Annotated in this window: 21 protein-coding genes; 10 read left to right on the forward strand and 11 right to left on the reverse strand. The window is 56.0% G+C overall.

Annotated elements, in window-relative coordinates:
• Nucleotides 1-22 precede the first annotated feature (22 nt).
• The 3 genes from GAL01_RS07560 to GAL01_RS07570 all read left to right on the forward strand — a co-directional run bounded on the left by GAL01_RS07560 (nt 23) and on the right by GAL01_RS07570 (nt 3,626).
• Nucleotides 23-1,378 (forward strand): replication endonuclease, encoded by a 1,356-nt coding sequence (locus GAL01_RS07560; RefSeq protein ID WP_231865357.1) that lies wholly within the window; start codon nt 23-25, stop codon nt 1,376-1,378.
• Between the two features lie 170 nt (nt 1,379-1,548).
• Nucleotides 1,549-1,851: a MobC family plasmid mobilization relaxosome protein gene (locus GAL01_RS07565; protein WP_062030516.1), complete on the forward strand. Its 303-nt coding sequence runs from the start codon at nt 1,549-1,551 to the stop codon at nt 1,849-1,851.
• Nucleotides 1,848-3,626 (forward strand): relaxase/mobilization nuclease domain-containing protein, encoded by a 1,779-nt coding sequence (locus GAL01_RS07570; RefSeq protein WP_062030518.1) that lies wholly within the window; start codon nt 1,848-1,850, stop codon nt 3,624-3,626. Before GAL01_RS07565 ends, GAL01_RS07570 begins: the two co-directional genes overlap by 4 nt.
• Here the strand turns inward: GAL01_RS07570 and GAL01_RS07575 are convergent.
• From GAL01_RS07575 to GAL01_RS07585, 3 genes are read right to left on the reverse strand one after another with little or no spacing between them, the layout of a single operon-like run.
• Nucleotides 3,623-4,495 (reverse strand): hypothetical protein, encoded by an 873-nt coding sequence (locus GAL01_RS07575; RefSeq protein WP_062030520.1) that lies wholly within the window; start codon nt 4,493-4,495, stop codon nt 3,623-3,625. The genes GAL01_RS07570 and GAL01_RS07575 overlap by 4 nt on opposite strands.
• Entirely contained in the window at nt 4,492-4,884 is a 393-nt protein-coding gene (locus tag GAL01_RS07580) for an outer membrane protein assembly factor BamE (RefSeq protein ID WP_062030522.1), read from the reverse strand. Before GAL01_RS07580 ends, GAL01_RS07575 begins: the two co-directional genes overlap by 4 nt.
• Nucleotides 4,885-4,927: 43 nt before the next feature.
• Nucleotides 4,928-5,596, reverse strand: a complete 669-nt coding sequence (locus GAL01_RS07585; RefSeq protein ID WP_231865359.1) for a hypothetical protein — start codon at nt 5,594-5,596, stop codon at nt 4,928-4,930.
• Nucleotides 5,597-5,797: 201 nt separating this feature from the next.
• Between GAL01_RS07585 and GAL01_RS07590 the strand changes: the two genes are divergently transcribed.
• The 4 genes from GAL01_RS07590 to GAL01_RS07605 all read left to right on the forward strand — a co-directional run bounded on the left by GAL01_RS07590 (nt 5,798) and on the right by GAL01_RS07605 (nt 10,031).
• A complete protein-coding gene (locus tag GAL01_RS07590; protein WP_062030526.1) occupies nt 5,798-6,358 on the forward strand; it encodes a recombinase family protein in 561 nt (186 codons plus the stop codon).
• 181 nt (nt 6,359-6,539) lie between these two features.
• Nucleotides 6,540-8,657, forward strand: a complete 2,118-nt coding sequence (locus GAL01_RS07595) for a DEAD/DEAH box helicase (RefSeq protein ID WP_082790733.1) — start codon at nt 6,540-6,542, stop codon at nt 8,655-8,657.
• Complete coding sequence (locus GAL01_RS07600) at nt 8,654-9,358, forward strand: DUF2290 domain-containing protein (protein WP_082790734.1); 705 nt, start codon at nt 8,654-8,656, stop codon at nt 9,356-9,358. The genes GAL01_RS07595 and GAL01_RS07600 overlap by 4 nt, the downstream gene beginning before the upstream one ends.
• Before the next feature lie 115 nt (nt 9,359-9,473).
• The gene (locus GAL01_RS07605; RefSeq protein ID WP_062030532.1) at nt 9,474-10,031 is read left to right on the forward strand and encodes a recombinase family protein; all 558 of its coding nucleotides are present in this window, start codon (nt 9,474-9,476) and stop codon (nt 10,029-10,031) included.
• 160 nt (nt 10,032-10,191) lie between these two features.
• Here the strand turns inward: GAL01_RS07605 and GAL01_RS07610 are convergent, their stop codons facing one another.
• Nucleotides 10,192-10,461 carry an HU family DNA-binding protein gene (locus tag GAL01_RS07610; protein ID WP_062030534.1) on the reverse strand — a complete coding sequence of 90 codons (270 nt, stop codon included), beginning with the start codon at nt 10,459-10,461 and terminating at the stop codon, nt 10,192-10,194.
• Between the two features lie 186 nt (nt 10,462-10,647).
• Between GAL01_RS07610 and GAL01_RS07615 the strand changes: the two genes are divergently transcribed.
• On the forward strand, nt 10,648-11,532 hold the full coding sequence (locus tag GAL01_RS07615) for a rhamnan synthesis F family protein (RefSeq protein ID WP_231865361.1): 885 nt from the start codon (nt 10,648-10,650) through the stop codon (nt 11,530-11,532).
• Here GAL01_RS07615 and GAL01_RS07620 read toward each other — a convergent pair.
• Entirely contained in the window at nt 11,529-14,216 is a 2,688-nt protein-coding gene (locus tag GAL01_RS07620) for a glycosyltransferase (RefSeq protein WP_082790735.1), read from the reverse strand. The two genes, GAL01_RS07615 and GAL01_RS07620, sit on opposite strands and share 4 nt — an antisense overlap.
• A 100-nt stretch (nt 14,217-14,316) precedes the next feature.
• The gene (locus tag GAL01_RS07625) at nt 14,317-15,696 is read right to left on the reverse strand and encodes a beta strand repeat-containing protein (protein ID WP_062030538.1); all 1,380 of its coding nucleotides are present in this window, start codon (nt 15,694-15,696) and stop codon (nt 14,317-14,319) included.
• Between the two features lie 324 nt (nt 15,697-16,020).
• Here GAL01_RS07625 and GAL01_RS07630 point away from each other — a divergent pair, with 324 nt between their 5' ends.
• A complete protein-coding gene (locus tag GAL01_RS07630; RefSeq protein WP_231865363.1) occupies nt 16,021-18,945 on the forward strand; it encodes a glycosyltransferase in 2,925 nt (974 codons plus the stop codon).
• Between the two features lie 112 nt (nt 18,946-19,057).
• Here the strand turns inward: GAL01_RS07630 and GAL01_RS07635 are convergent, their stop codons facing one another.
• Together GAL01_RS07635 and GAL01_RS07640 are read right to left on the reverse strand one after the other, a co-directional pair.
• A complete protein-coding gene (locus GAL01_RS07635; protein ID WP_062030540.1) occupies nt 19,058-20,449 on the reverse strand; it encodes an NAD-dependent succinate-semialdehyde dehydrogenase in 1,392 nt (463 codons plus the stop codon).
• 93 nt (nt 20,450-20,542) lie between these two features.
• On the reverse strand, nt 20,543-22,576 hold the full coding sequence (locus GAL01_RS07640) for an NAD(+) synthase (protein WP_062030542.1): 2,034 nt from the start codon (nt 22,574-22,576) through the stop codon (nt 20,543-20,545).
• Between the two features lie 161 nt (nt 22,577-22,737).
• On the opposite strand from GAL01_RS07640, the gene GAL01_RS07645 reads away from it, so the two are divergent.
• Entirely contained in the window at nt 22,738-22,914 is a 177-nt protein-coding gene (locus GAL01_RS07645) for a DUF1328 domain-containing protein (protein WP_077803655.1), read from the forward strand.
• A 9-nt stretch (nt 22,915-22,923) separates the two neighbouring features.
• Here the strand turns inward: GAL01_RS07645 and GAL01_RS07650 are convergent, their stop codons facing one another.
• From GAL01_RS07650 to otsB, 3 genes are read right to left on the reverse strand one after another with little or no spacing between them, the layout of a single operon-like run.
• Nucleotides 22,924-23,433: a disulfide bond formation protein B gene (locus GAL01_RS07650; protein ID WP_062030544.1), complete on the reverse strand. Its 510-nt coding sequence runs from the start codon at nt 23,431-23,433 to the stop codon at nt 22,924-22,926.
• Nucleotides 23,430-24,773 carry an alpha,alpha-trehalose-phosphate synthase (UDP-forming) gene (locus GAL01_RS07655; RefSeq protein ID WP_062030546.1) on the reverse strand — a complete coding sequence of 448 codons (1,344 nt, stop codon included), beginning with the start codon at nt 24,771-24,773 and terminating at the stop codon, nt 23,430-23,432. Before GAL01_RS07655 ends, GAL01_RS07650 begins: the two co-directional genes overlap by 4 nt.
• Nucleotides 24,761-25,483, reverse strand: coding sequence for a trehalose-phosphatase (otsB, locus tag GAL01_RS07660; protein WP_062030548.1), 723 nt, complete (start codon nt 25,481-25,483; stop codon nt 24,761-24,763). Before otsB ends, GAL01_RS07655 begins: the two co-directional genes overlap by 13 nt.
• Between the last annotated feature and the right edge of the window lie 19 nt (nt 25,484-25,502).

Here is a 25,502-nt window from a genome sequence, read left to right on the forward strand (position 1 = left end):
CTCCACGATTACACGGGGAAAGATGCAGGATGATGTGCAGTATGACGAGATAGACCACTGGATAAGAACCACCAGACCCGATGTCTGGCGCAGGCTGTTACCCCTGCATGGGATTTACAAGAACGAAATTACCCGCAAGGTCGCAGAAAACTGCGCGTTTCTTGCCTGTTTCGAAGAGACCGAACAGGTCGCCATGGAAGTCGTGGACTGGGTTGAAACCCTATCCGATGACCTTGTTTCCGGCTTTGACCTTCTCTCCCAGTCCTACAGTGAACTGAAGCAGACCCAGCGAATCACGGGACAGGTTCTCACACGCAAAGCCAACAGGTTACGCCGCAATCTCCGCAGGGTTCTGGAACTCTCCCCCGAACAGGACAGGGTGCAGCAGGCCTTTGATGACGAGAAGCTGGCTGCCAGCAAATCGTTCATCGTGGTTCCAGACAGACAGAATCCGGACACTGGCCTGTCAGCGCATACGCTGCGTCAGTGGCAGCTTAGAAAACACTATGCCGTCACTTTGGCGATAGCCGACAGCCTGCATGATTTTGCTACCGGATTTCTGGGCTATCAGGGGCTGTTCCTGACCCTCACGTTACCCGGAGAGTATCACGCCTGTTCCTATGAAGAGGCCAAGGCAGAAATCTCCAGACGCTGGAAAACCGTCAGACGCAAGGCACGGGAGAAAGATGTCCTCCTGCTGGGCATGACTGCGCTCGAACTCCAGGACGACGAAACACCCCACTATCATATCCAGCTCTACATCGACCCAACTCAGAGAGTATGGCTTGAGGAGCAGATACTTCAGGCATTTCCGAACGAGATTGAACGACAGGCGGAAGCCATCAAAGACATCCGGGATGTGCTGTCTGTCTCTCTTTATCTCACCAAGGACTACGGCAAGCCCGAGACCAACCTGACCTTCATTGGCCTGACACGCGACATCCGAGCCCGCTACACGAATGTCTACGCAGGTAAGCGATACGGAACCCTGTCCGATGCCAGGATTGCCACAGCTCACAGACTGATAAAGCGGAAAGCCTTTGGCGGAACAGCACTGCTTCTGATGCGGGGATTTTCCGATGAGAGAGTAAACCGAATATCAGCCCGACATCCCGATTTCCATTATGTCCGCACAGGGATGCCAAGGGTTCTGACAGCTCTGGTGCATACAATGCATTTCAGGACAGTGAAGGATTTCAATGCATCCCCTGTCAGCCAGACCTCCATGGTCAGACAGAAGGTTTCAGCAGGGAAAACAGGGGTTCAGTCTCTCTTTGTTCCAACTTGTTTAAATGACTACCAAGAAGGTGTCCCGGCTTCAGCCTGTGGATGGGAGCGGCTTCAGTCCAGAGGGCAACCTCCTCCTTTTCAGGGCTGAAAGTGAAACCCTGACAGCCTCCACCGACCAGACCCAGATTGGCGCAAAAACCAGAGAAATCCCCAAGAGGCGCGAAATCTTCCCTGAACCGGAACGTGTCTGTCAGACCTGTCTCACCCGTTCCCTGCACAGAGTGGTGTCATAATCCTCCTCAGAAATGAGGACCAACCATGAAAACGGAGACATTGCATATCCGGGTGAAACCGGAAGAACGGGAAAGACTGAAAAGTACAGCAGGAACACGCAGACTGTCTGTCTGGTGCAGGAAAGTTCTGCTGAACGAACTGGCAGGAGGGGCTTCAATTGCAGAGGAGCTTCTAGCCTTGCGTCGTGAGCTGTCTGCCATCGGGAACAACCTGAATCAGATAGCCAGACGACTGAATACAGGGGAGCAGGTCGATATCGCTGCCCTCCCTGCTGACATCGACACCCTGAAAGCCCGCATCAACAGGGTTCTGAGGCGGGTGCGATGATACTCAAGAGCAACCCCATCAAAACAGCTTCCGGGTCAGGAGCCATTTTCCACCATCTGGTCGAGAAGACTGACGAGAACGAGCATATTCTGCTCTGGAAAGGCAGACGTCAGGATGTCGATGACTGTATCGCTGATGCAGCAGCGTTTCATCGCGTGAATGCCGTTCAGCACTTCCAGGTCTCTTCGAAAGAGAAGCTGTCCGACGAACAGTTTGCTGACTGCATCACCATGCTCGCGAAAGAGTTCGGATTTCAGGCCTCGGATGTGTGTCTTGCCGTCATTCACACCAAGACCCGCCACGATGGCAAAGCAGACAATCGCCACTGCCAGTTTCTGGTTCGCACGACGCATGCCGAGACCGGCAAGGTTCTCGATGTCTCGCATCGCTATGAACGTCAGGAAAAAGTCGCCCGTCTGTTCGAGCTGAAACACGGTCTTGAGCTGACCAAAGGGCGTCACAACGTGGCAGTGTATCACGCTGTTCCAGAGGAATTTCGGGACCGTCTGAAAATTCTGTGCGAAGGACCGCTCCCGAACTCCTGCCTGTCAGACCCGCAATCGAAACTGTCCCAGAGACAGGGAGCCAGTCCGTTCGACATCAAATACGAGGTCCGGGAGCTGTTCTCCCGTAGCCAGAGCTGGCAGGCATTTGAACAGACCCTCACAGAGCGTGGCTGGTCTCTGGAAGCGGGACAGAAGAAACCGGATGTTCTCATTCTGAAGGACGAAAACGGGGTCTTTGTGGGGTCTCTGGCTCGTTTGCTGGGCCTGAAGAAAGCCGAGCTTCAGCAACTCAGAACAGACCCGGAGGTCATGAAGAAAAAGGGAGTAGCCAGCCCTGGCCCTCGTGACACACGAGACCCAACTGGCAAGGGGGAAACCCCCGTTGACCCCCATAGCGAGAGAGCTGAGGATTCCGATAGCAGGTCCGACACACAGGGGGAGTCCAGCGCTTCCTCCACATCTGGAAAGTATCCAGCACCTGAGAAGAGAGGACCAAAAACCCCTCACTGGCTGGGACCCATTGCTCCGCTTCTGCACTCGTCCCGCTCGACAATTACGGAGGGGATGTCACACGCGGAAATCCAGTCGGTCATCGACTTCAACGCTCAGGAAGCGGAAAGAGATGACCAGCTCCGGGAGCTACTGCACGACCAGAAACGCTCTGCGGCCCTGCTGACCGAAATCCTCACCAGCTTTCAAAGCCAGTGGCAGACCCTGCCTCCTGAACCCTATCCCGACCCGAAAAGTCGCGATGCATCGGTTCTTCGCAAAACGCAGGAACAGAGACTGGAGCCAGCCCGTCAGGCGTGGAAACAGGCCAAAGAAAAAGCGAGTGTCTGGAATCTCTGGAACGGAGCTGACATCCAAAGAGCCAGAGCCGCGTTCGAGGCTCTTCTGCATCGCTATGGCTATGACCGTCACGAGGTCGGCAAACTCGACCTGCTGGACGATGACAACTTTGCCTATGCCGTGAACTGGATGGCGGAACGTGTCGTGTCAGGTCGGGAGCGTCAGCACAGGGCGTGGCAGAAGACCCCCGAGGTTCGCAGATACCTGACAGCGAAAGCCGAGATGGAGAGACTTGTGGCTCATCTGGACGCCACAAAGGACGTGGGACTGTTGCTCTTGGCGAGAACCAACCCGGAGGAGGCCCTGAGACGTCTGGCAGCACTGAAGGAAAACGAGAGACACGCCCAGCCAGTCATGAAAATTCAATTTCCTGACCAGCCCCGGCAAAAGCGTTCTCCCGTTCAGACCTTCTCGCTTTAAAGCGCTGCCTTGACCGTACTGCCTGAGAGCTTGGCATCAACAGAGCCATTCATCTGCTTGAACAGTTCAGCATACATGACCTCTTCAGCCCGTAAATCTTCCAGTGTCAGACGGAGGCCGGAGACATTGGAGAGGTTTTCACCGACCGGAATCACCGTCACCGAGAGATAGGCCATCTCATGGGGTGTCGTGTAGGTCAGCGGTTCATTCGCTTCCGCAGTCGTCCCGGTCTGGGTCGTCACGACCTTTCCATCCGGTCCGGCATAGGCTGTCCCGGAGGGTGTGCCATAGCGGGTCATGGGCTGAAGATGCAGACCGTATTTGGACGCGATATCCGCCTGAAGGTCCGCGTAATGCGGGGACGCTTCCATGGGAAAGGACGCAGAGCGTTCAATCTTCGTAACCACCGCCCCCATGACAGGAATGGACAGGCGCACAGTCAGGGTGTCCTGTCCCTTCTGACAGGTCAGGGTGCTGGGGAAATACTGCGTGTTGACCCCGACCCCCTTGTAGGTGGTGGACAGATAGGTGTTCGTCACCTGAGGAGCTTTGCCGCAATAGGACGTCATGGTGCTGGTGGCATCAGCCTGCGTCATGCCAAGCTTAAGGCCAAGAATGCTGTCCTGCCCGAACACGTTGTCGAGGGGCTGATAGGTTACGGTCTGCTTGAGATGCACCCCGCCATTGTCGGGAGGCGTCTGTGGCTGGGACGGTGGCACAGACAGTCCCAGAAGATGGGCACAGGCCGGTGTGATGAGTCCCTGATTATGCGCCAGCAGACACTGCGTCAGGCTCTGGGCATGGCCGGAGAGTGGAAGACTGCCAACCGCAAACATGAGGGCGAAAGCCGGAAGGAAAGACCTGCTCATGATTGCTGCCTCAGTCCGCTGCCGCCAGTATTCTGGCTGGTGGTGAAACTGTGATGGACCACGATGTCCTTGTGGAGTGTCACCTTGAGGATATTGCTTTTGGCGCTGTCTCTGGTTCCCAGAACGCCAAGCCCTACAACGTCCTGCACCATGGACAGACCATCCTGCCGGGTGGACGAATACACATACACCCACTGCTCATTGCCGTTCTCGAAGGACGTTTCGGACGGCTCGCCATAGAGTTGACGGAGCTGGGACGAGGTTGTCACACCATCGCGAATGGAGCGGTCGATATCCGCAGCCGTGACACTCTTCAGGGACGCATTGCCAGCCGAGGAGCAGGCACTCAGACAGCCCAGCACAACAGCCAGAACCGCTGTTTTCATCATCTTCAAGACGGTTTTCCTTTTTGATGGAGAGGCAGAACCCACGTCACAGGCTCTCAAGAAAGCGGGGGTTGCTGTTGATGGTCGTGCTGAGGGTCTGGATGGCCTGTCGCTTGTTCTGAAACAGACGCCACAGAACGCGCAGAAACCCGATGACCACGAACAGAGCGCCCAACAGGATGACAGCGACCATGACCCAGGTCGCCACAAGCCAAAGCGGATTGGTGCCCTGACGGGTGTAATGACCAACCAGATTCCGGAAGATGTCTGCCCCCTTCAGAATCAGGGCAAGGACAAGCAGAACCATCAGGGCGCGGGCGGTCATCCTGCCAACGGAGGCAAACAGAACCGACCACGGAAGGGTGTTATGGACGATTGAGGAGTGACCGAGAGACAGGTTGCGGATGTAGAGCATCCGTCCAACTTTTTCCCCCTTCACATTGCCCCAGACGAGACAGACCTGCTGGCCCTCTCTCACCTGACACGGCACATCCACCTGAAACTGGCGACCGTCAGACGCGACAACCCAGAACTTCTGGTAGTGACGGGTAGAGAAAGTTTTCTCGGCAGGAATATCCACAAACAGCGTATCTCCGACCTTCATGCTGCTCGCGGGAGGCCGGTACGTGATGTCTTCCGACCACTGGCGGACGCTGTGAACCGTTCCCCGGATTCCGTGAAGCCAGAAGGGTTTTCCGCAGAGTTCAATATCCATGCCGTGCCCGAAACCTTCCGAAAAACAGGGGAGAAACATGACCCACCCTGTTATCGGGAGAGCGGCATCCAGTTCCCTGTCCGTGCTGAATTGCTCTGCAACATATCCCGTAAACACCTGATTTTGTTATGATTCAGGGAGGAGACCGGAAGGGCCTGAAAGGGTCCCACAAAGGTGTCCCGGAACAACAGGACAGGGATTATGGGAAAATATGGCTATGCACGCGTAAGCACGTCACGACAGCAGACGGACAATCAGGTCACGGACCTTCTGCGGGAGGGCGTGCCGGAAACGCAGATTGTGACGGAAACAGTGTCAGGGGCGACCGCGTGGAAATCGCGTCCGGCCCTGAAGAAACTGGTCAGACGGCTTCAGGCCGGGGACACGCTGACGGTGGTAAAGCTCGACCGTCTGGGGCGTAATGCCCTGGATGTCCTGACCCTCATCGACGTGCTGAAAAAACGGGAGATTTCTGTCAGGATTCTCAATCTGGGGATTGATACCGCAGGCGCTGGCGGCAAGCTGTTCCTGCTGCTTCTGGCGGGATTTGCGGAGTTTGAACGCAACATCATCCGCGAGCGGGTGCTGTCAGGGCTGGAGACGGCCAAAGCGAAAGGCATCCGCCTCGGAAGAAAGCCGACACTGACAGAAGACGACATCGCTCAGGCGCGTCGTCTCAAGGCTCAGGGACTGTCTGCCAGAGAAGTGGCGAAACTCCTGCACGTCTCCAAGATGACGGCCTGGCGAGCCATGAACTCCTGAAATCCGTCCCGCAATCCCTGTCCCAGAATTGCAGAACCGGACTCTCAGCCATGCAAAATCACCCTATTCCCAAATCAGGTGCTTTTGGGACGGAAATCTCATCGTATTATTCAATGACGGAAACAGGTTTAATATATATAATAATAAACCGAATTACGAAACCTGACAGAGAATTATAGAAATGCCAATAAAATACATACCAACAAAATTAGACGATTCATCGAACCCCATCACGTCTCAGATAATAAAAGAAATTACTCAAAAAACACTATTTAGTGCGGCAGATGAAGGTGTTTTATATTACGGATGGCCAAGATTTACAGACTATGATTCTATAAAGCACTTTGCAGACCTTACTCTGGTTTCTGCAAAAAGAGGATTAGTACTTATACGCGTACTTCACTCCGATGAAGAACGCCTCATCTCAGATGAAAAACAAAGTATATTGCAGGTAGCCGCTAGCGCGATTGGTTTATTAATAAAAAGTAGCCTTCTGCGAAAGCGAACAGCACTATTTTTTGATGTAATTCCGGTAATTTATGCGTCTGGGGTCGCAGATAATCCCGAAGCAGAGGTACCTACATTCGGGTCTTTACAAAATCTCTTTCGCTTTCTCGAAGCAATTGAGGACCAAGAAATACCCAATAACGCACTAGATGAAATTCAATCTATCCTCGAAGGGCCCAAAGCTCTAGGCGCCCCTACAAAAAGAAGTATAAAAAATCCTTCAACGGAAAAAATTGCCAACTCTTTAAAAAAACTTGAAGAAGAAATAGCAAAATTTGATACCAAACAAAGGCAGGTAGCATTAACGGCAATAGCCGGACCTCAGAGAATTAGAGGTCTTGCCGGGTCTGGTAAGACAGTAATACTTGCAATGAAGGCCGCAATTACACACTTGGATAATCCAGATGCTAAAATTTTAGTTACTTATTATACTAGAAGTCTGCACGATAGTCTGCGAAGAATGATTACGAAATTTGTCAGGCATTTTGGCGATGGAGAGCCCAACTGGGAAAACATCCATGTCTATCACGGGTGGGGACGTCAAAATGTACCCGGAACATACCGCACAGCAGCCCTACGAGCAGGCTTGTCGCCAATGGACTTCGGTTCTGCCCAAAGGAATGCGCGAGGCGGGGAGAGTGGATTCAGCTACGTATGTCGCCATCTCGTAGCGAGCGAACGTATTGAGCCTTACTACGACATAACCTTAATTGATGAGGGTCAAGATTTCCCTCCAAGCTTCTACCAACTCTGCTTTTATCTGACTAAAGGAGAACGAGATGCCAAGCAGATAATTTGGGCTTACGATGAACTCCAAGACGTTTTTGACGTCCGTGTCCGTACCCCGGAAGAGCTCTTCGGTACTGATACTGACGGCAAACCTCGTATTTCCTTGAGCCGCTCGTGCCCTCAAGAGATGGAAACAAACGATTTTGTTCTACCCAAGTGTTACCGAAATCAGCGAAATACACTTGTTCTAGCCCATGCGGTCGGGTTTGGTTTATATGGTACACCAGTTCAAATGCTTCAAAATCAGAAGCACTGGGAAGACGTCGGGTATGAATTACTCCGCGGAAATCTAAATCAAGGTTCCTCCGTTGTTATTACACGTCCACAAAAAAATAGTCCAACTACCTTGGATACACCCGACGATACACCTCTTATCGAAGTGAAGGGTTTTAACGAAGTCGGACATGAGGTGGAGTACTGCGTAACAGAAATACAAAAATTCATATCTGAAGGCGGACTACTCCCTGAAGATATAATGGTAATATCGGTCGATGACAGAGTGGCCAGGGACTACTTAAACATAACCGCACAAAAATTGTCAGATATTGGATATAAAACCAATAATATTATTGCGGATAGGTACAGTGAACCTCCATTTAAAATTGAAGGAAAAATAACTCTATCAACCGTTTATCGAGCGAAAGGAAATGAAGCTGCCGTAGTTTTCGTTTTAGGATGCGACGCAGTATCCCTAGAATCTCGAACAGGAAGAAATAGATTATTTACAGCATTCACAAGAACAAAAGGATGGTTAAGGATTACTGGATTTGGCTCACGATTTTCTGCATTAGAAAAAGAAATACTTTCAGCCCTGAGTGATACTCCTGAAATGAAATTTATAATGCCAGATATTAATAAAATCGATTTAATACAAAGAGACCTATCCGAAAAAGATGCGAGACTTCAGCGCGCAGAGAGTGAAATGCAACGCATAAAGGAGAGCCTGAATCTTTCAGATGAAGACATGAAGAATATTTTTGCAAAGAAAGATAAATTAAAATGAAAGAAAGAGATTTTTCAAAAGAAATTCGGAACGCTTGGTCTTTGGTGGATAAGAAACTCGAAATAGGACGTTCAGCTATATGCTTGAACTCCCTCGCTATCGACGCGGCCGTCAGAGATGTTTTTTTATCCGAAGAATCATCCTACGCTGATATATATAGATGTGCTTTGAGTAGGTCTTCATATAATTTTATCTTAAAAGATTATTCCTATTTTCAATTTACTTGGAATTCATCCGATGATTGGCGTCTTGCTTTTTTTCCAAATCCATGGCTGGCGGGTAATCAAACAGCCCTTCAGTCTCTCGAAGAATGGGAGACTATGGAGTCCGAAGGAATTCTGGCAGATGAAGACGTATCGGCACTACTTGATGATATGCCCTATATTTCGGCGGTACCTCCAATTAGATTCGAATATTCAAGAAATCAATATAAGGAAATTAGACATCCTTGCGCTCACTTCCATATAGGGCGCCATACTGAGAATAGATGGTCATCCTCGTTACTAATAGGGCCAGAGGCATTCGTTTCACTCATTTCTAGCCAGTATTACGCTACAGAATGGAGCGCACTGAGCCGTTTTTCTTCAGAATTTTCAGAATATTGTATAGATGAAAAATTTATGGAGATAGTTTCAAATCTCAAATTCTGTCCGGATTTCTCCGAAAACGAAAAAAGATTGTTCCATTTTGGAAAAGGTTAGTAAAATTGAGTATAATACCGCCATAGATTGAGATTTGTGGCGGTATTATAGAACCGCAGAAAACAGCCAGAAAATAACCGCCATAAATCTCCGCCAAAATTATAAGGAGAATTATATGAAATACGGTTATTGCAGAGTGTCCACAGTAGGACAGGATTTGAAGGAACAGGAAGACGCCCTAATGGCTCTTGGAGTTCCAAAAGCGAATATCTTCAAGGAAAAGATTTCAGGTGTCATCAGGTCAGATGACAGACCTCAATTCGGGAAGCTTCTGAAAAAGATTCAGGCCGGGGATGAGCTGGTCGTGATGAAGCTCGACCGACTTGGAAGGTCTACTCTCGATATCCTGACAGTCATCCAGAACCTGAGAGGTCAGGGAATTGCCATCACTATTGAGGGAGTGGGGACCATCAGGGATGACATGATGGGAAGCCTTACTATGAACCTCCTGGCGTCCTTTGCAGAGTTCGAGCGTGCTCTGATTATCGACCGGACCCAGTCAGGCAGGAAGCGAGCCATGGCCAATGGTGTCAGGATGGGAAGAAAGGAGAAGCTTTCTCCCCAAGCTCAGAATGCCATCAAGCGACGCTATGGGAGCGAGACCGGGAAAGCCTTAGCCAACGAGTATGGCGTTGGCTTGAGGACAATCCAGCGAATAGCTTCCGCAGCATGATGCAAAACGGATTGCAAAACAGCCCAGATAAGCTATCCTCGTCTCCGTAGTTATCTCCAAAGTCGTCTCCAAACTTGGCTGTTTTTCTCGACCTAACTGCTTGATTTTATTGAGACATCGGCTTTTTTGGCTAATTCCTCCCACCCCAGCCACCCTCCATTCAGACAGACTGCTTCAGTCCCGGACTGGCCTTGAACCGCACGGTCCGTCCCGCAGAAACCGTGACGGACTCCCCGGTTCTCGGATTGACTGCCTGCCGTGCCCTGGTTTCACAGACCGTGAATGTTCCGAAAGACGGCAGCGTAAATCCTCCTTCTTCCCGTAATTCCTCGATAATCGCCTCAATCATGTCATTGACGGCCCTCTGGGCAACAACCCCAGTGCAATTCATGGAATCCTGAAGAACTGCGGCAAGAAAAGCTTTGCTCATGAATGAAACTCCGGATTTACTGAATACAGATCGGGTCTTTCCAATACAGAAACGCCGCTCAAGCGCATCAAGGGGCAAGTTGTCCATCGTCTCGAGATGTCATAATATTTCATATAGATTTGCTTCAGAAACAACCATAATATCATGAATTTAACGTTTCTTTCCCCCTCTGGCGGGTCCGCAACGATGTCTGTCTGCCTGTTTGCCTATTACAGTCCGGATTCCAGACTCCCGCCCCACACCCGGCATCTGCTCAGCCAGATTGCCTCCTGCGGTTTCACGATCCACATCGCAGCCTCGGGCCTCTCGGACGCTAACGCCCACCTGCTTCAGAAAGATCTCGCAGACCCGGCCGATCCGATCGCCGCGACTGTCCATCCGCGCCCCAATACCGGGCTGGACTTCGGAGCCTGGCAGTTCCTGCTTGCCAAAGGATGCGCGGACAACGCGTCAGAAATTCTTTTCGCCAATGACAGCGTCTTCGGCCCGCTCCTCCCCCTGCAGCCCATCATGGAGCGGATGCGGGAAAAGGATTTCCAGATCTGGGGCATGGTCCGCTCCGAGGCGGTCGTGTCCCATCTCCAGTCGTGGTTCCTGTGCATGACGCGCGACGCCCTGAACCACCCGGCGATCCAGCGCATTTTCAACCAGCCCTTCAACGACATGACCAAGGACGAAATCATCCTCCACGGAGAACTCGGCCTTGGGCTGGCCATCAAGGCATCTGGTTTATCCACGGGAGCCTCCTGGGGCAGCACCCGCGGCCTTGCCCGTCTTCTGGCCCTCAACCCCATGCATGCGGACTGGCGGACTGTTCTGCGGTCGGGCAACGCTCCGTTCATCAAAACCGAGCTGCTGCGCGACAATCCAAGCGGCATCGCCTCCATCCATTTATGGAGAGCGGAAATCCCAGATCCGACCTTTTTCAATCCGGACTGGATCGCGGCCTATCTGGCCGCAACCCCACCCCGTAACCGCTCTGGCCGGGCAAGCCTGCGCGCCAGAGCGGTTCAGGCGTTCGCCAGCGAAGACCGCCGCCACGCCCTCACAGCCCTGCTCCTCGGACGCTAGACCCTTCGGCCCGAGGCCTGTTTCAGAAAGCCATAAAGCTCATCTGCCTGTATGTCATAGGTCGCAAGCCGATCTCGAAAGGGGTTGGCGTAAGCCTCAAAACGCTCGGGTGCATCCAACAATGACGAGACAGCCTCGGCCAACGTCCTGGCTTTGCCGTCCAGCGGCAGGCAGGTTCCGTTCAGCCCGTCTACTACGTCCTCAGACTGCCCCCCCGGAGATGTCGTCACAACCCAGACATCCCGTGCCAGCGCCTCACGCACCGTCAGGCCATAGCTTTCCTTCCATTGCGACGGAAACAGCAGCACGTCGACCTGATCGTAAAAATCGTCCAGCCCTGACTGCGTATAGGCAGGAACAACACGAAGCTGCCCCCGCACCGACCAGTCTTCAGGAAAAATCGACTGGAAGCCCAGATTGAGCTTGTTATCAACCAGCACAAGCTCCCAGTCACTCCGGGACAGAGACTGCATCGCTTCTTTCAGCAGACCATAGCCCTTGACGGCCTCCGTCCCCCCGACAAACCCGAACCGTAGCGGTGTACCGGCAGTTCGCTTCCTGCGCGGACGCTCAGGCCAGCGAAACCCGTTCCGGTTGACCACGATCCGCTCGGGCGCAATCCCGTTCGCCAGATACAGCTCACGATGCGCCTGTGACGGGCTGATCAGCAGAGCCGCCCCATTCAGCGCCTGTCGCATCACCACAGCCCGATCCGCGAGATGCCGTGCCCCTGGCACACAGGCCTGACAGACAGCCGGATCAATGGTCGTCTGGAAGCAGTAACGCCCCTCAGCCCGAACCATGAACTGACGCTCACACAACCACCAGGCATCATGCAGCGTCAGAACATAGGGAACCCCCTTCTCCTGACAGACCTGCAAAAGCCCGGCTCCAAGACCCTGCGCGGCATGAACATGAACGACATCCGGCTGACAGGCCTCCAGAATTTCCGCGAACCTTGCAGCCATGGCCGGATTGTCCAGTTGCCCCAGCCCCCCCTGATCATCAGGCAGAACCGAGGCAAAAACCGTCATGCCATCCACATCGTAGCGAATATCGCCATCAGGAAGATCCATAACGCTCGGTCGGGACGTCAGAACACTGACTTTCACCCCTTTGCGCACCAGCCGGCCCCCCATCTCCTCAGCCACGATCGTGGCCCCCCCAAAAGAGCGGGGAGCGAAATAGACATTCGCCATAAGAACCCTGAGGTCCTGCGCTTCCCGAATGACCGGAACACCGAACAGAAGCCGGGCCTGTGTCTGCACCATCGCCTCGGGCGCATAACGGGCCATCACGTCTTCATACGCCGCCTCTGCCAGACGCCTGCGGTAACCGTCGTCCCGCGCCAGCCTGAGAAAGGCGTCCCGCCATCCCTCGGCATCCGCCGCCAGACACCCATTTTTGCCATCCCGCATCACACTCAGAAAAGCCGCGCGGGGCGAACAGATCGCAGCTACCTGAACAATGGCCGCTTCAAGAAACTTGATATTGCTCTTGCAATCGTTGAACAGCGTCGGTTCCAGCGGTGCAATTGCAATATCCGTCTGCGACAGAGCTTGGAGATATTCAGCATAGGACAGTTCGGTCAGACGTTCGACCCGCTCTCCAAACCGCTCAAATACGGGGGAAAGCTGCAACTGCCCGATCACCCTCAGGCAAAGCCGGGGCTCCTCAGCCATCGCAGCCAACAAGCCTGCCTCCGCCTGCCTGAAATCCGCATCATGGGTATTGGTGCCTGATCCGTAAGACACCCACACACGCCCGGACCCTGAATGCACAGGCAGGGACGCTGCAATTTTCAGCGTCTCCACATCCAGAGCATTCTCCAGAACCATCACATCCGACAGACCCGTCCTGCGCATGGCACCTGCAAGCGCCTCGGTAGAAGCAATGCCCCGACCACAGGCCAGCATACACCGGCGAAACAGCACTACCCCCGACAGCAGAAGATCGCGCTCCTCCGCAGGAAGAGCTTCGATATTTCCGTTCTGACGATATTCCTCTTCATCAAAAATCAGATCATCGACCTCCCAGCGAGGAGCAAGCTCCAGCCGATGAGCCTCCTGAACCAGCTTCAGAACATCCTCAAACCCGGGGACCCGATAAAAAATGACCTGTGTACAAAGCTGCAACGCCGACATGGCATCAGCAATATCGCGCCAGTCAACAACCTGAACCGACCAGCCCAGCGCCGTCAGAAAATCCCGCTTCTGCCAGACACGATACTTGGCACACTGTCGCAGACTGAGTTCCGCGATGATCAGAACCTTCGGTCGCAACCCCTCTGCCTGATGTCCGCAAGCGGCTTTGTAAGGATGGGGCTGCCCCGTTTCGCTACCGGCTTCAGGAAGACCATCCCGCACTTTCGCGCCAACCCGTTGCAGACGACGCAGGCGATGGACGACAGTCTTCTGAATCCCAGCCAACCCGTCCCGCCCCCACAGACGCAGAAACCGTCCCGGAACCTCCCGCACAGGTATGCCGGACAGCAGTTTACCCAACATCAATGCACGAATAGCGCGCAGAGGAAGCGTCACACGCCAGGACAGGGAGGTCTGAATCAAAGAAAGCTGCCGAAGAAGAAGCTGATTTTCCTTTTGCAGCTGCTCGGCCCTCAATCCATTCAGCCGGGCCGCACTTCGATAGCTTTCAGTCAGTGTATCACGCGCGTCATCGCGCATTCCGTCAGGCTTTCAAAAAGGTCAAAAACACGAAAGGCCGAACCCTTGCGGATCCGGCCTTCCTGAACACCACAGATCTGTCAGATGACAGAGCCCATGATCAGCTCAGGGTGAAGTTCGAAGCGTTCAGATCGCTGACGCCAACGAACGTGATCTTGGAGCTGTCGGACAGTGCGATCGTGGTGTTACCACCAGCAACCGTAGCGCTCGACAGGACATTCGCCAGACCGTTGTTGTTCTGAAGGCCATACTGATACAGAGCCATCAGGTTGCCGGCAGCGCTGCCGAAGTCGGTGATAGTATAATCGCCACCAGCAGCACCCTTGGTCAGGGCGAACAGGTTTGCAGCGCCCGAACCACCCGTGAGGGTGGCAGAACCCGATCCACCAACCAGCGTATCGGCAGAAGAACCACCGATGATGGTTTCGTTGCCCTTGCCTGCGAAAGCGTGCAGCGTGCCATTGGAAGATGCAGCCGACACGGTCTCGTTGCCATCACCACCAACGAACAGGTTGGTCGAGCTTGCAGAACCGCCAACCAGCAGCAGGTCGAGGCCCGAAGCGCCGAACAGCGTGGACGTACCAGCGGAGACGGTCGTTGCACCCGTGCCGTTCAGGAACGTCAGGGAGCCCGAGGCCGTGATGGAATTGGACGTACCGCGAACCTGCCAGAGGTCGGCAGAAGCCGAAATCGTGTCATTCAGGCCGCCCGAGACGGTGCTCATGGCGCCGGTCGAGAAGTACGTGCTGGAGCTGCCGCCCGTGATGAAGCTGTTGTTGCCGCCCGAAACAGTGTTGTGCGACGTCGTGTCGTACACCGTTGCATTGGAACCCAGCGTAACCACGGAGCTGCCGCCGAGCAGCGTAACCGTATCCGTACCGGTCAGACCGTCGATGGTGTCCTGACCCTCGGAGCGAACGACGTTCGTCCCGCTGCCCAGAACGATGCTGTTGTTGCCAACACCACCGCTGATGGTGTTGTTACCGCTGGTACCCGTAATGGTGTCGTTGCCGTCACCCGTCGCAACGGTCCAGTTGCCCGAGGAACCGGCGCCATTGAACGTATTGTTGCCAACACCACCAACGAACGTACCGTTCTGGTTGCCAGCCTTGAACGTAACACCGGCATAATCACCGGCAAGAACGCTGATGCTGCTGGCCGTGCTGCCCGAAACGTCCAGGCTCACAGCTGAATTCAGCGTGTCCTGACCGGATTCGGAATAGCTGCCAACGGAGATGTACTGGGTGGTACCGCCAGAAACGGAATAATCACCGCCCTGACTAATCAGACCATGGCCAGGATTGGAACCCGTAGCAGAGTTGCTACCGGCGACCAGGTCATAAGATTCGAGACCGCCACTGGTGTGGAGGGTGGAAAGAGCAGTCTGGTACTGCTGCGCCAGAAGCTGGGTCTGACCACCATTGACCGTGACCGCAAAGGTCTGGCCGGAGGCGCCAACGACTGTAGTAATGTTAGCCATTACCATGCACTCCTAAAATAAGGTTGCCTCGCACCGGCGGCCCTCGGACCACCCAAATGATCGAGCGACGAGTCTTGCACATACCAGAGCCGAATTGTCAAAGGCAATCAACTTTGCGCACGATACAAGGATTCACGATCCAACATTTACAGATTCGAAAGGCAGCGCCGACAAAGAGTTCTCCATTTTCATTATATAAAAATGGAAAAGAGCGGATCACCCAACTCTTCAATCAAATCCTTTTATATCGAAAAAGTTCCGTCAATGTTAATTTCGTAAGAAATAAACATTAAGACTACCGCTTCAGTCCTTATGGAAAACGGCATGTCCTTTTTTCAGGATATGCTGCCCTCCGCAGAAAAACCGACCCGCACAGGCCTTCTCGTGAATTTTTCCAAACCGCCTTCTCTCCCCTCTTCAGAGGCCGACCGTTTTCTGGTCCGTCTGGCGCTTCTCCTGACATCAGAAAAGACCGATGACCGTATCACTTCGAACCGACAGGATGTGGCCGATCACGTTCACTTGATCGCCTGGCTGACGATGATCCTGACCGAGGAGAAGGGCATCTCAACCGCCCGGATCGAATACTCACCGCGCCTTCCCAGCCACACCGGGCAGAATCTCCGTCAACTTCTGGACACACACCTTCCGGCCAGCGACATCCGGATCGTGCCCCACCCGCCCCGGAATAACGAAGTGTCTCCCCCCGTCCTGCTTCAGGTCATCGGAGACGCAACAGATGGATCTGCCTCATTTCCTGTTTTACAGTTCGGAGCTCATCACCCTGAAGGGTCCTTCGCTTTCGCTCCCGAAAATGTCCTGATCCATGCAGGCGATTCCCCATTTCTGGGATTTCTACTCTCCGACACGCCGGAAAGCAGACATTACCGACAGGCCATCCAGCAGCTTCTCCGCAACGACCGGAAAACGCGTCTCCTGCAGACCCGGACACAGAAGGTGCAGCAGGAATCTCTGGAAAAGACACACATTATTCAGGATCTGCGCGTTTCACTTCGCATGCTGTCCAACAGCAAGGCAGCGACTCTTGCAGACATACATCCGAATAACCCTGCAGAAAAGAACACTGCACCTTCCGTCGAAGCGGCTTCCATTCCGGTGCCTCCCCTGTGGCTCCGGGCCTGCCGCCGCCTGAAGCGCTCCCTTCGTCCCCGGCCTTCGCCCATCGACATTCCCGCTCCGAATCCCGCTACTGACGAGGACGTCACACTCTCTTCTCCAACTCCTTTTTCCGTCTCCCGCGTCCTTTTCATCGCCGGCGAACCGGGCACTCCCGGCGTTCTCTACCGGTGCGACAGGAATGCGGCCGCAGCCCGGGATGCGGGCTTCGAGGCCAGAGTCGTCCCCTGTGCCTCTGTGGGCTTCGACGATATCCGCTGGGCAGACGTCATGGTGTTCTGGCGCGTTGAATATAGCGGTCATGTCAGTACGATTTTCGATCTCGCCAGATCCGAAAACGTCATGACCATTTTTGACGCGGACGATATTGTCTTTGTGCCGCATTACGCACGCGTCGATCTGATTGACGGTATCCGCTCGATCGGCGCCACGGAAGAACAGATCGAGCGCTGCTTCTCGGACATGCGCCGCACCTTCCTGCGCTGCGACCAAGGCTCTACCACGACGGCGGAACTGGTGTTTGCCATGCACAGCCTTCGCCCCGTCGTTCACCTGCTACCCAATGTCTACGACATGACCTCGCTAAAGCGCGCCCGGATGGCGCTGCGCATGCGTGGAGAGCCGGGCAGCGTCAACGCCGAAGACGGACTGGTCCGCATCGGCTACGCCGCAGGCTCCCGGACACATCAGCGGGATTTCGGCCCCATCTGCACTACCATCGCGGATATCCTGCACGAACGCCCGCAGGTCCGGCTTGTCCTGTTCCGCGAACCCGACACACATCGCCCCATTCTGCTCATGGACGAATTTCCCAGCCTGATCCCTGTGCAGGACCAGATCGAATGGCGCGACATGGTGCCGCTCGCGGAGCTTCAGGACGAATTTGCCCGGTTCGACATCTCCATCGCCCCCCTGGAGACAGGAAATGTTTTCTGTGAGGCAAAGAGCGAGATCAAATTTTTCGAGGCCGCCCTGTCCGGCGTGGTGACGGTCGCCTCTCCCACAGGTCCGTTCCAGCGCGTCATCCATCACGGAGAAACCGGCCTTCTCGCCAGTAGTCCGGCCGAATGGCACGATGCTCTGATCGCTCTGATCGACAACCCCGAACGGCGCATCCGGATGGCGCGGGATGCCTATCATTCCATTCTCTGGCCCTTTGGTCCGCAGGCCCAGGCCCGGCGGATGAAACTTGCGCTGACTTCCCTGAATGGCGACGACGCAGCGGCCCTCGCCGTGGAAACAAGCCTGGCCAGAGATCGCCTTGCACCGTCAGGCCTGCCCGTCATTCCCGCCAGCCGAACCCTTTTTCACCATGATGCCCTGGGGGAAGCACCGGTCACGGTTGTCATCACGTCCTATAATTACGAAGCGCATCTTCTGGACGCTCTGGAATCCGTCGCCGCCCAGACCCTGCCGGTACTGGATCTGATTGTCGTGGATGACGGATCGTCCGACGGCTCGCTTGCTTTGACGACAACATGGATGGAACGGCACCGCGAACGCTTTAATCGCCTGATCCTGCGTCAGTCCCTCACGAATGCCGGTCTGGGTGGCGCACGCAACATCGGAATGGATGCAGCCGAAACAGTGCATGTCATGCAGCTCGATGCCGACAATATCCTGCGCCCCGAAGCCTGCGAAGTACTTCTGAATTCCATGAATGACGGCACGGCCTATGCCTATCCGCTCATCGCCTGTTTCAACGAAAACGGCCCGGTCCTGATGGATATGACTGCTGACACCCACCACCAGCCGAGTACCCCGAAACTTCTGGGAGACCTGCCCTTCAACCCGCTCTCCCTCGTTTCCGGAAACCGTATCGACGCGATGGCCATGGTCACGAAATGGGCCTGGGCTGCCGTCGGCGGTTACTATGTTTCACGTGAAGCAATGGGCTGGGAAGATTTCGATCTGTGGTGCTCAATGGCGGAACGCGGCCTGCCCGGCCATCATGTCCCGCAAATTCTAGCTGATTATCGCCAGCATGAAACATCCATGACGAATGCCTCGACTGAAAAAGACGCCCACAAAGCCCGCGTCGTGGCCTTCGTTCAGGACCGCCATCCGTGGATCCGCCTCAGCGCCGAACAGGCAAAACCCCGGAAAAACTGAGCCTCTTCCAGACCGGCCACAAAAAACCCGCTCCCGGACAGCTCCGGAAGCGGGTTTTTCATAACCTGAAAGATCGAACCGGGCTCCCCGAAAGAAGCCCGATACGCCCCAATCAGAACGGTGCGTCGATATCCACAACGTCGATCAGCTTGTGATTGACGAATTCCTTGATGCCCAGACCGATCAGCTCGCGGCCATAACCCGAACGGGCCACGCCACCGAACGGCAGATCAGCCTTCACCATCGTCGGATGGTTGATATAGACCATGCCCGTATAGATCTGCTCGGCAACCTTTACGCCACGCTTGGTATCCTTCGTGAAGACCGAACCACCCAGACCGAACGGCGAGTCATTGGCAATGCGAATGGCGTCCGCATCATCCTTGGCACGATAGAGCTGTGTCACCGGACCGAAGAACTCCCAAAGACGGGCTTCATTGTTCTCGTGCAGGTTGGTCATCAGCAGCGGCTGGAAGAACGCACCCTTCTCCGGCACCGACGGGCCAATCGCCTCGACAACCGCACCATGCTTCTTGGCTTCCTCGACCTGAGCCTTCAGATCGTCCGCAGCCTTCTGCGACGACAGCGGCGCCAGCGTGGTGGACGCATCCATCGGATCGCCAGCCTTCAGCTTGAGAACTTCCACCTTGTACAGCTCAAGGAAACGATCATAAACGGCATCCGCCACGATCAGACGCTTGGCGGACACGCAGACCTGACCGGCATTCCAGTGACGGCCGAAAGCCGCCCATTTCGCGGTCTTCTCCAGATCAGCATCGTCCAGGACGACGAATGCGTCAGAACCGCCCAGCTCCATCGTGGACTTCTTCAGGGCCTGCGCTGCAATCCCGGCAACAATGGCACCTGCGCCTTCGGACCCCGTCAGAGCCACGCCACAGACGCGCGGATCCTTAAGGATCGTCTCGGTGTGATGACGGGCGGCATACAGGTTGCGGAACCCGCCCTTCGGCAGCCCGGCTTCCTTCATCAGGTCATCGAACGCAGCCGCGCACTGCGGCACGTTGGATGCGTGTTTGAGAATGACCGTGTTACCGGCAGAGAGCTGCGGCGCAATGATGCGGGCGATCTGGTAGAACGGGAAGTTCCACGGCTCGATCGCAAACACGATGCCCTGCGGCTGGTGGATCAGAACGGCATCGCCCGAGTTCGGGTCCGCAACCGGCAGCTTCTCGGATTTGAGAAGCTCTTCGGCATGCTTGGCATAATATTCGAAGATTTCAGCCGACAGGATCGTCTCGGCCTTGGCTTCGGCATAAATTTTGCCCATTTCCAGCGTCAGAAGACGGGAATACTTGTCGATATCACGACGAAGGATATTGGCGGCGGCGGTCATGATCTTCGCACGCTCGGCGAAAGAGGTGTGGCGCCAGCTCTTGAACGCATCATAGGCTTCGGTCAGCGCGGTCTGGACTTCCTGATCGGTGGCATCCGGGAAAGTCTTGAGCGTTTCACCGGTATAAGGGTTGATCGTAGCATAAGCCATGACGGGTCATATTCCTGTATGGTGACGTGTTTGCGACATATTGGCACGAATGCCGAAAGACAAAACCCCCTAACATTCCTCCCTCCCGAAAGTTCACAGAGCTGTGTTCGTTTCGGGGAGATTATCCCATAACTCCTCAAGCCACGCCGTCGCCGTACTGTCAGAGGGCGCGCGCCAGTCTCCCCGTGGCGAAAGAGAGCCGCCCGCGACCAGTTTCGGCCCGTTGGGCATGGCGGAGCGCTTGAACTGGCTCGTCCCAAAAAACCGCCGCAGAAAAATTTCCAGCCAGTGCCTGATTTCGGCCAGATCGTATGAAATTTTTCGATCTTCCGGATAATGCGCGGGCCAGTCTCCGCGGGATGCGTCCCCCCAGGCAATCTCAGCCAGAAACGCGATCCGGGACGGGCGGAACCCATGACGCAGAATATGATAGAGCGTGAAATCCTGAAGCGGATAGGGCCCGATCGTCTGCTCCGTGCTCTGCACACCCTGCCCGGTATCAGGAACCAGCTCGGGCGTGATCTCCGCGCTGACAATCCGCTCCAGAACGGGCCCAACACCTTCACCCAGCTTTCCCTCACGCGCCAGCCAGCGGATAACATGCTGGATCAGAGTCTTCGGCATCCCGGCATTGACGTTATAGTGGGACATCTGGTCCCCCACGCCGTAGGTGCACCAGCCCAGCGCCAGTTCCGACAGATCGCCCGTCCCGATCACAATCCCATTGCGGTAATTGGCGATCCGGAACAGGAAATCGGTCCGCAATCCCGCCTGCACGTTCTCGAACGTGATGTCATGCACGGGCTGCCCTTCCGCAAAGGGATGGTCGATCCCCGCCAGCATGGTCTGCGCCGTGGGCCGGATATCAAGCTCGTTCACCTCGACACCCAGCGCTTTCATGAGCGCATGAGCCAGAGATCGGCTTTCGGTTCCGGTCGCAAATCCGGGCATCGTGTAGGCCAGAACATGCGTTCGCGGCCAGCCAAGCTCATCCGCCGCCCGCACCGCCACCAGAAGCGCGAGCGTGCTGTCCAGCCCGCCTGAAACGCCAATCACAGCCCGCTGCGCCCCACTGGCCTGCAATCGCCGTCGCAACGCACTGACCTGAATAGTCCAGCCCTCGTAACAGTCCCGCGCCAGCGTCCGCGCATCGGACGGCACAAACGGAAACCGCACAACCTCCCGCTTAAGCCCCAGATCCGTCATCGGAGGCTGAAGCATGAACCCGACAGCCCGGAACTCCTGACCCGCCTGCCCGAACTGCCCGGTCCGCATCCGCTCCTGCCGCAACAGATCCAGATCCACATCCGCCACAACCAGCCGCTCGCCCTGCGGAAAACGGTCCGACTGCGCCAGAAGTCGCCCGGCCTCATGGACCGATACCTGTCCGTCCCAGGCCAGATCCGTCGTGGATTCCCCCTCGCCTGCCGCCGCATAGGCATAGGCCGTGAGCGTCCGCATGGACTGCGCCTGGCATAGCAAAGACCGGTCATCCGTCCGCCCGATCGTTACCGGCGAGGCAGACGGATTGAGAATGACCGTCGCGCCCCCTTCCGCAAGCTTCCCGCTCGGCGGAGACGCAACCCACAGATCCTCACAGATTTCCACGCCGAGCGTCAGGCCGCGCTGATCTTCTGCCTGAAACAGCAGATCCGCACCAAACGGCACGTTCTCCTCAAACAGGCAAATGCTCCCCGACGTACGCAACCCGGACGTGAAATGTCGCGGCTCATAGAATTCCCGATAGCGCGGCAGATGAGATTTCGGCACCACGCCCAGAATCCGCCCCCGATGCACGACCGCCGCACAGTTATAGAGCAGTCCGCCCCGCACCAGCGGCACCCCCACCACCGCAACGGACAACAGATCCCGCGACCCCGCCACAACCCGTCGGAGAGCCTCAAGCGCTCCCTCCAACACCACATCCTGAAACCGCAGATCGTCCAGCGTATAGCCCGTCAGCCCCAGTTCAGGGAAAACCACCGCCGCCACACCCTGCCGATCACAGTCCCGCAGAACATTCAGCGTCCGTTCCGCATTCTTCAGCGGATCAGCAAGCATCACCGGCAGCGTACAGGCTGCGATCCGGGCAAACCCCTGATGATACAGGGAACGGAACAGGGTCATGACAATCCTCCGGCAGGCAGGCTTCACGAAAACAGGAACCGCGCGCCCGGCCCCCACATAAAACGGATGCTGCGAAAATGAACCCGTTCATCCCGCCGCCGTTCAGCCTTTTCAACACCCGCTTCTCCGTCGGAGGGCGCGACTGACAAAGGAGACACCCCATGGACCTGCTACGCTGGACCATTGCCTTCCTGATCCTGGCCCTGTTCGCCGCGGTGCTGGGCTTCGGCGGAATTTCGGCAGACTTTGCCTATATCGGCAAGATCCTTTTCTTCATTTTCCTGGTGCTGCTGGTCATCAGCCTCATCTTCGGGCGCGGACGCGGCACCCGTCTCTGAGTACAGCCTTCAGCGGCGGGAGCGTCCCATGCGGACGCTCCCGACCAAGGCAACCAGAAAGACTGCTACAGCATACAGACCACCGAGTTCCGTCATGGAAACCGGCAGACCGAACAGGTAATCCGGCGAATCACACGGCTTGTTCGGCCGGGCTGGCATGGCCGACATCCAGTCCTTGAAACTGCCACCATGAAAAACCGGTGCCCGGCATTCGGGGGCGGGGCTAGGCCAGAATTTATGCTCCACGCCCGCATGCAGCACCGCCAGCCCGATGCTGGTCATCAGGCATAAAATCCCGGCAAAAACCGTATAACGCGCATAACGTCTGGGCAGAACGATCGTGACAATCCCGATCCCGATCAGCACCCACCACGGGCGCCGCTCCCAGAGGCAAAGCTCGCAGGGCGCGAGCTTCAGCCAGTGTTCAGCAAACCAGACAACCCCGAGCGCCACCGCGCCGGCCAGAACATAAAACCCACCCAGCGCAGACGTGGAAACGGGGCGACGTGGTCTGTTCATGGGCACGGATGGATTGCCTCCAGGCTATCAAGAAACTGCTTGGACCAGCTTCCTGCGGTATTGCGGGAAACTTCCTCATACATTGCCGACCATGCCGCATGGCGGGCCTGCACGTCCATGGTCAGCCCGATATGCAGCGCATCGGCCATCCCTTCGGCATCCAGCGGATTGATCAGAAGGGCTTCGGGCATTTCCGGAGCAGCACCCGCAAACCGCGACAGCACCAGCACGCCGGGATCCTCCTCGTCCTGAGCCGCGATGAACTCCTTGGCCACCAGATTCATGCCATCGCGCAGTGGTGTTACGAACCCCACATCCGCCATCCGGTACAGACCAGCCAGAATATCACGCCCGATCGGCCAGGTCGTATACCGGATCGGCACCCAGTCCGGCGTGCCATAAGCGCCATTGATCGTCCCGACCAGCCCGTCCAGTTCTTCCTTGAGCAGCCGGTAGCTCTCCACCCCGCCACGCGAAACCGGCGTGACCTGAAGGAACGTCACCTGCCCCCGATGTTCAGGATAATTTTTCAGAAGAGCCTCGAACCCCTTCATCCGCTCCGGAAGCCCCTTGGAATAATCCAGCCGGTCCACCCCGATGATCAGCCGCGTGCCTTCCAGCGTATCGACGATCTTCACAACCTCGTCCGAAGCCGCACTCTTGATCGCCTGCTGGCGGAAACTCACGGGATCAATCCCGATGGGCACCGCCTTGACGGCAGCTTTCAGACCATAGGCCTCGAAACATCCCCTGAGATTGGCCTCATCTTCCGGCGTCTGCACCCCGATCAGATCACAGGCCGCCAGACCCGTCAGCAGCATGTCGAGCTTGGGCAGAAGCCGCGCCACACTCCAGGGCGGGAACGGAATATGCAGGAAGAAGCCAATCCGCCCCGTCACGCCCCTGTCACGCAGCATCTGCCCCAGCGGGAACACATGATAGTCATGGATCCAGATCGTATCGCCCGGCTCCAGAAACGCGATCAACCGGTCCGCAAAAACCCGGTTCGCCTCATAATAGACGTCGCAGTCCTCGCGCGTGTAGCGGATCAGGTTGGTGCGGTAATGGCACAGGGGCCACAACACACCATTGGAAAAATTAAGATAGAAGCGGTCGTACTGCTTCTGCGTCAGATCAAACGTCACATAATTAACGTTCCCGACCTGCTCACGCTGGACGGGCCGATCGGCCGCATCCGCATGCTGATGCCCCGACCACCCGAACCAGACGGTCTCCCGCGTCTGGACCGCGTCGTACAGGCCAACCGTCAGCCCGCCTGCAGGCTGCGTCCGCTCCCCTGGCGCGGGTGTGCGGTTCGATACAATGATCAGGCGCCCCATCCGCGTCCCTCCGAAAGATCGTGCAGCCAGCGTCGGAACGTGGCCGCATCTGGAAAATCATCCGGAATGAGCCAGCCCTCGCCACCCATCTGGCGCGCAGCCCTCACCCCGTCCCGGTCCGTTACGTCATCGCCGGCAAACAGCGGAAGGCGTCCCCTGAAAGGCGGTTCCGCCATCAGTTCCTCAAGCGCCTTGCCCTTGTCGATCCCCAGCGGCCGAAGCTCGATGGCCATCTGCGCATCCTGAAGATGAAACCCGTGGCTCTCCACGGGCCAGACCGACGTCAGTTCCCGGAACGCCGACTCCGCCTCGGGAACACGGCGATAATGCAGCACCATTCCAGCTTTTTTGTGTTCAATGCTGGCCCCGGGATAACGGACGGCAAGCTCCTCGCTTTTCGCGGTCCAATCGGCCGGAACCAGCGGCAACACGCGCTGGCGCACCTCCTGATCCGGCGCCGGACGCACGGCAACACCGTGCTCCCCTGCCACGGCATATGGAATACCCGGCAGAAAATGATCAATCTGGGCGATGGGTCGCCCCGTGATGATCGCCAGCGCACCGTCGAGCATATCGCGCAGCCGCTGCAGATCGGCCGTCAGCCCGTCCGGAACACGGACGGCTTCAGGCGTGGGAGCGATATCTACAAGGGTACCGTCAAAATCAAGCAGCAGGGCTGCCCGGGATGGGGAAAAGGGAACCTGAATCATGAAGCTGTCATTTCTTCCT

Source organism: Gluconobacter albidus (genome assembly GCF_002723915.1).
GTDB classification, from domain to species: Bacteria; Pseudomonadota; Alphaproteobacteria; order Acetobacterales; family Acetobacteraceae; genus Gluconobacter; species Gluconobacter albidus.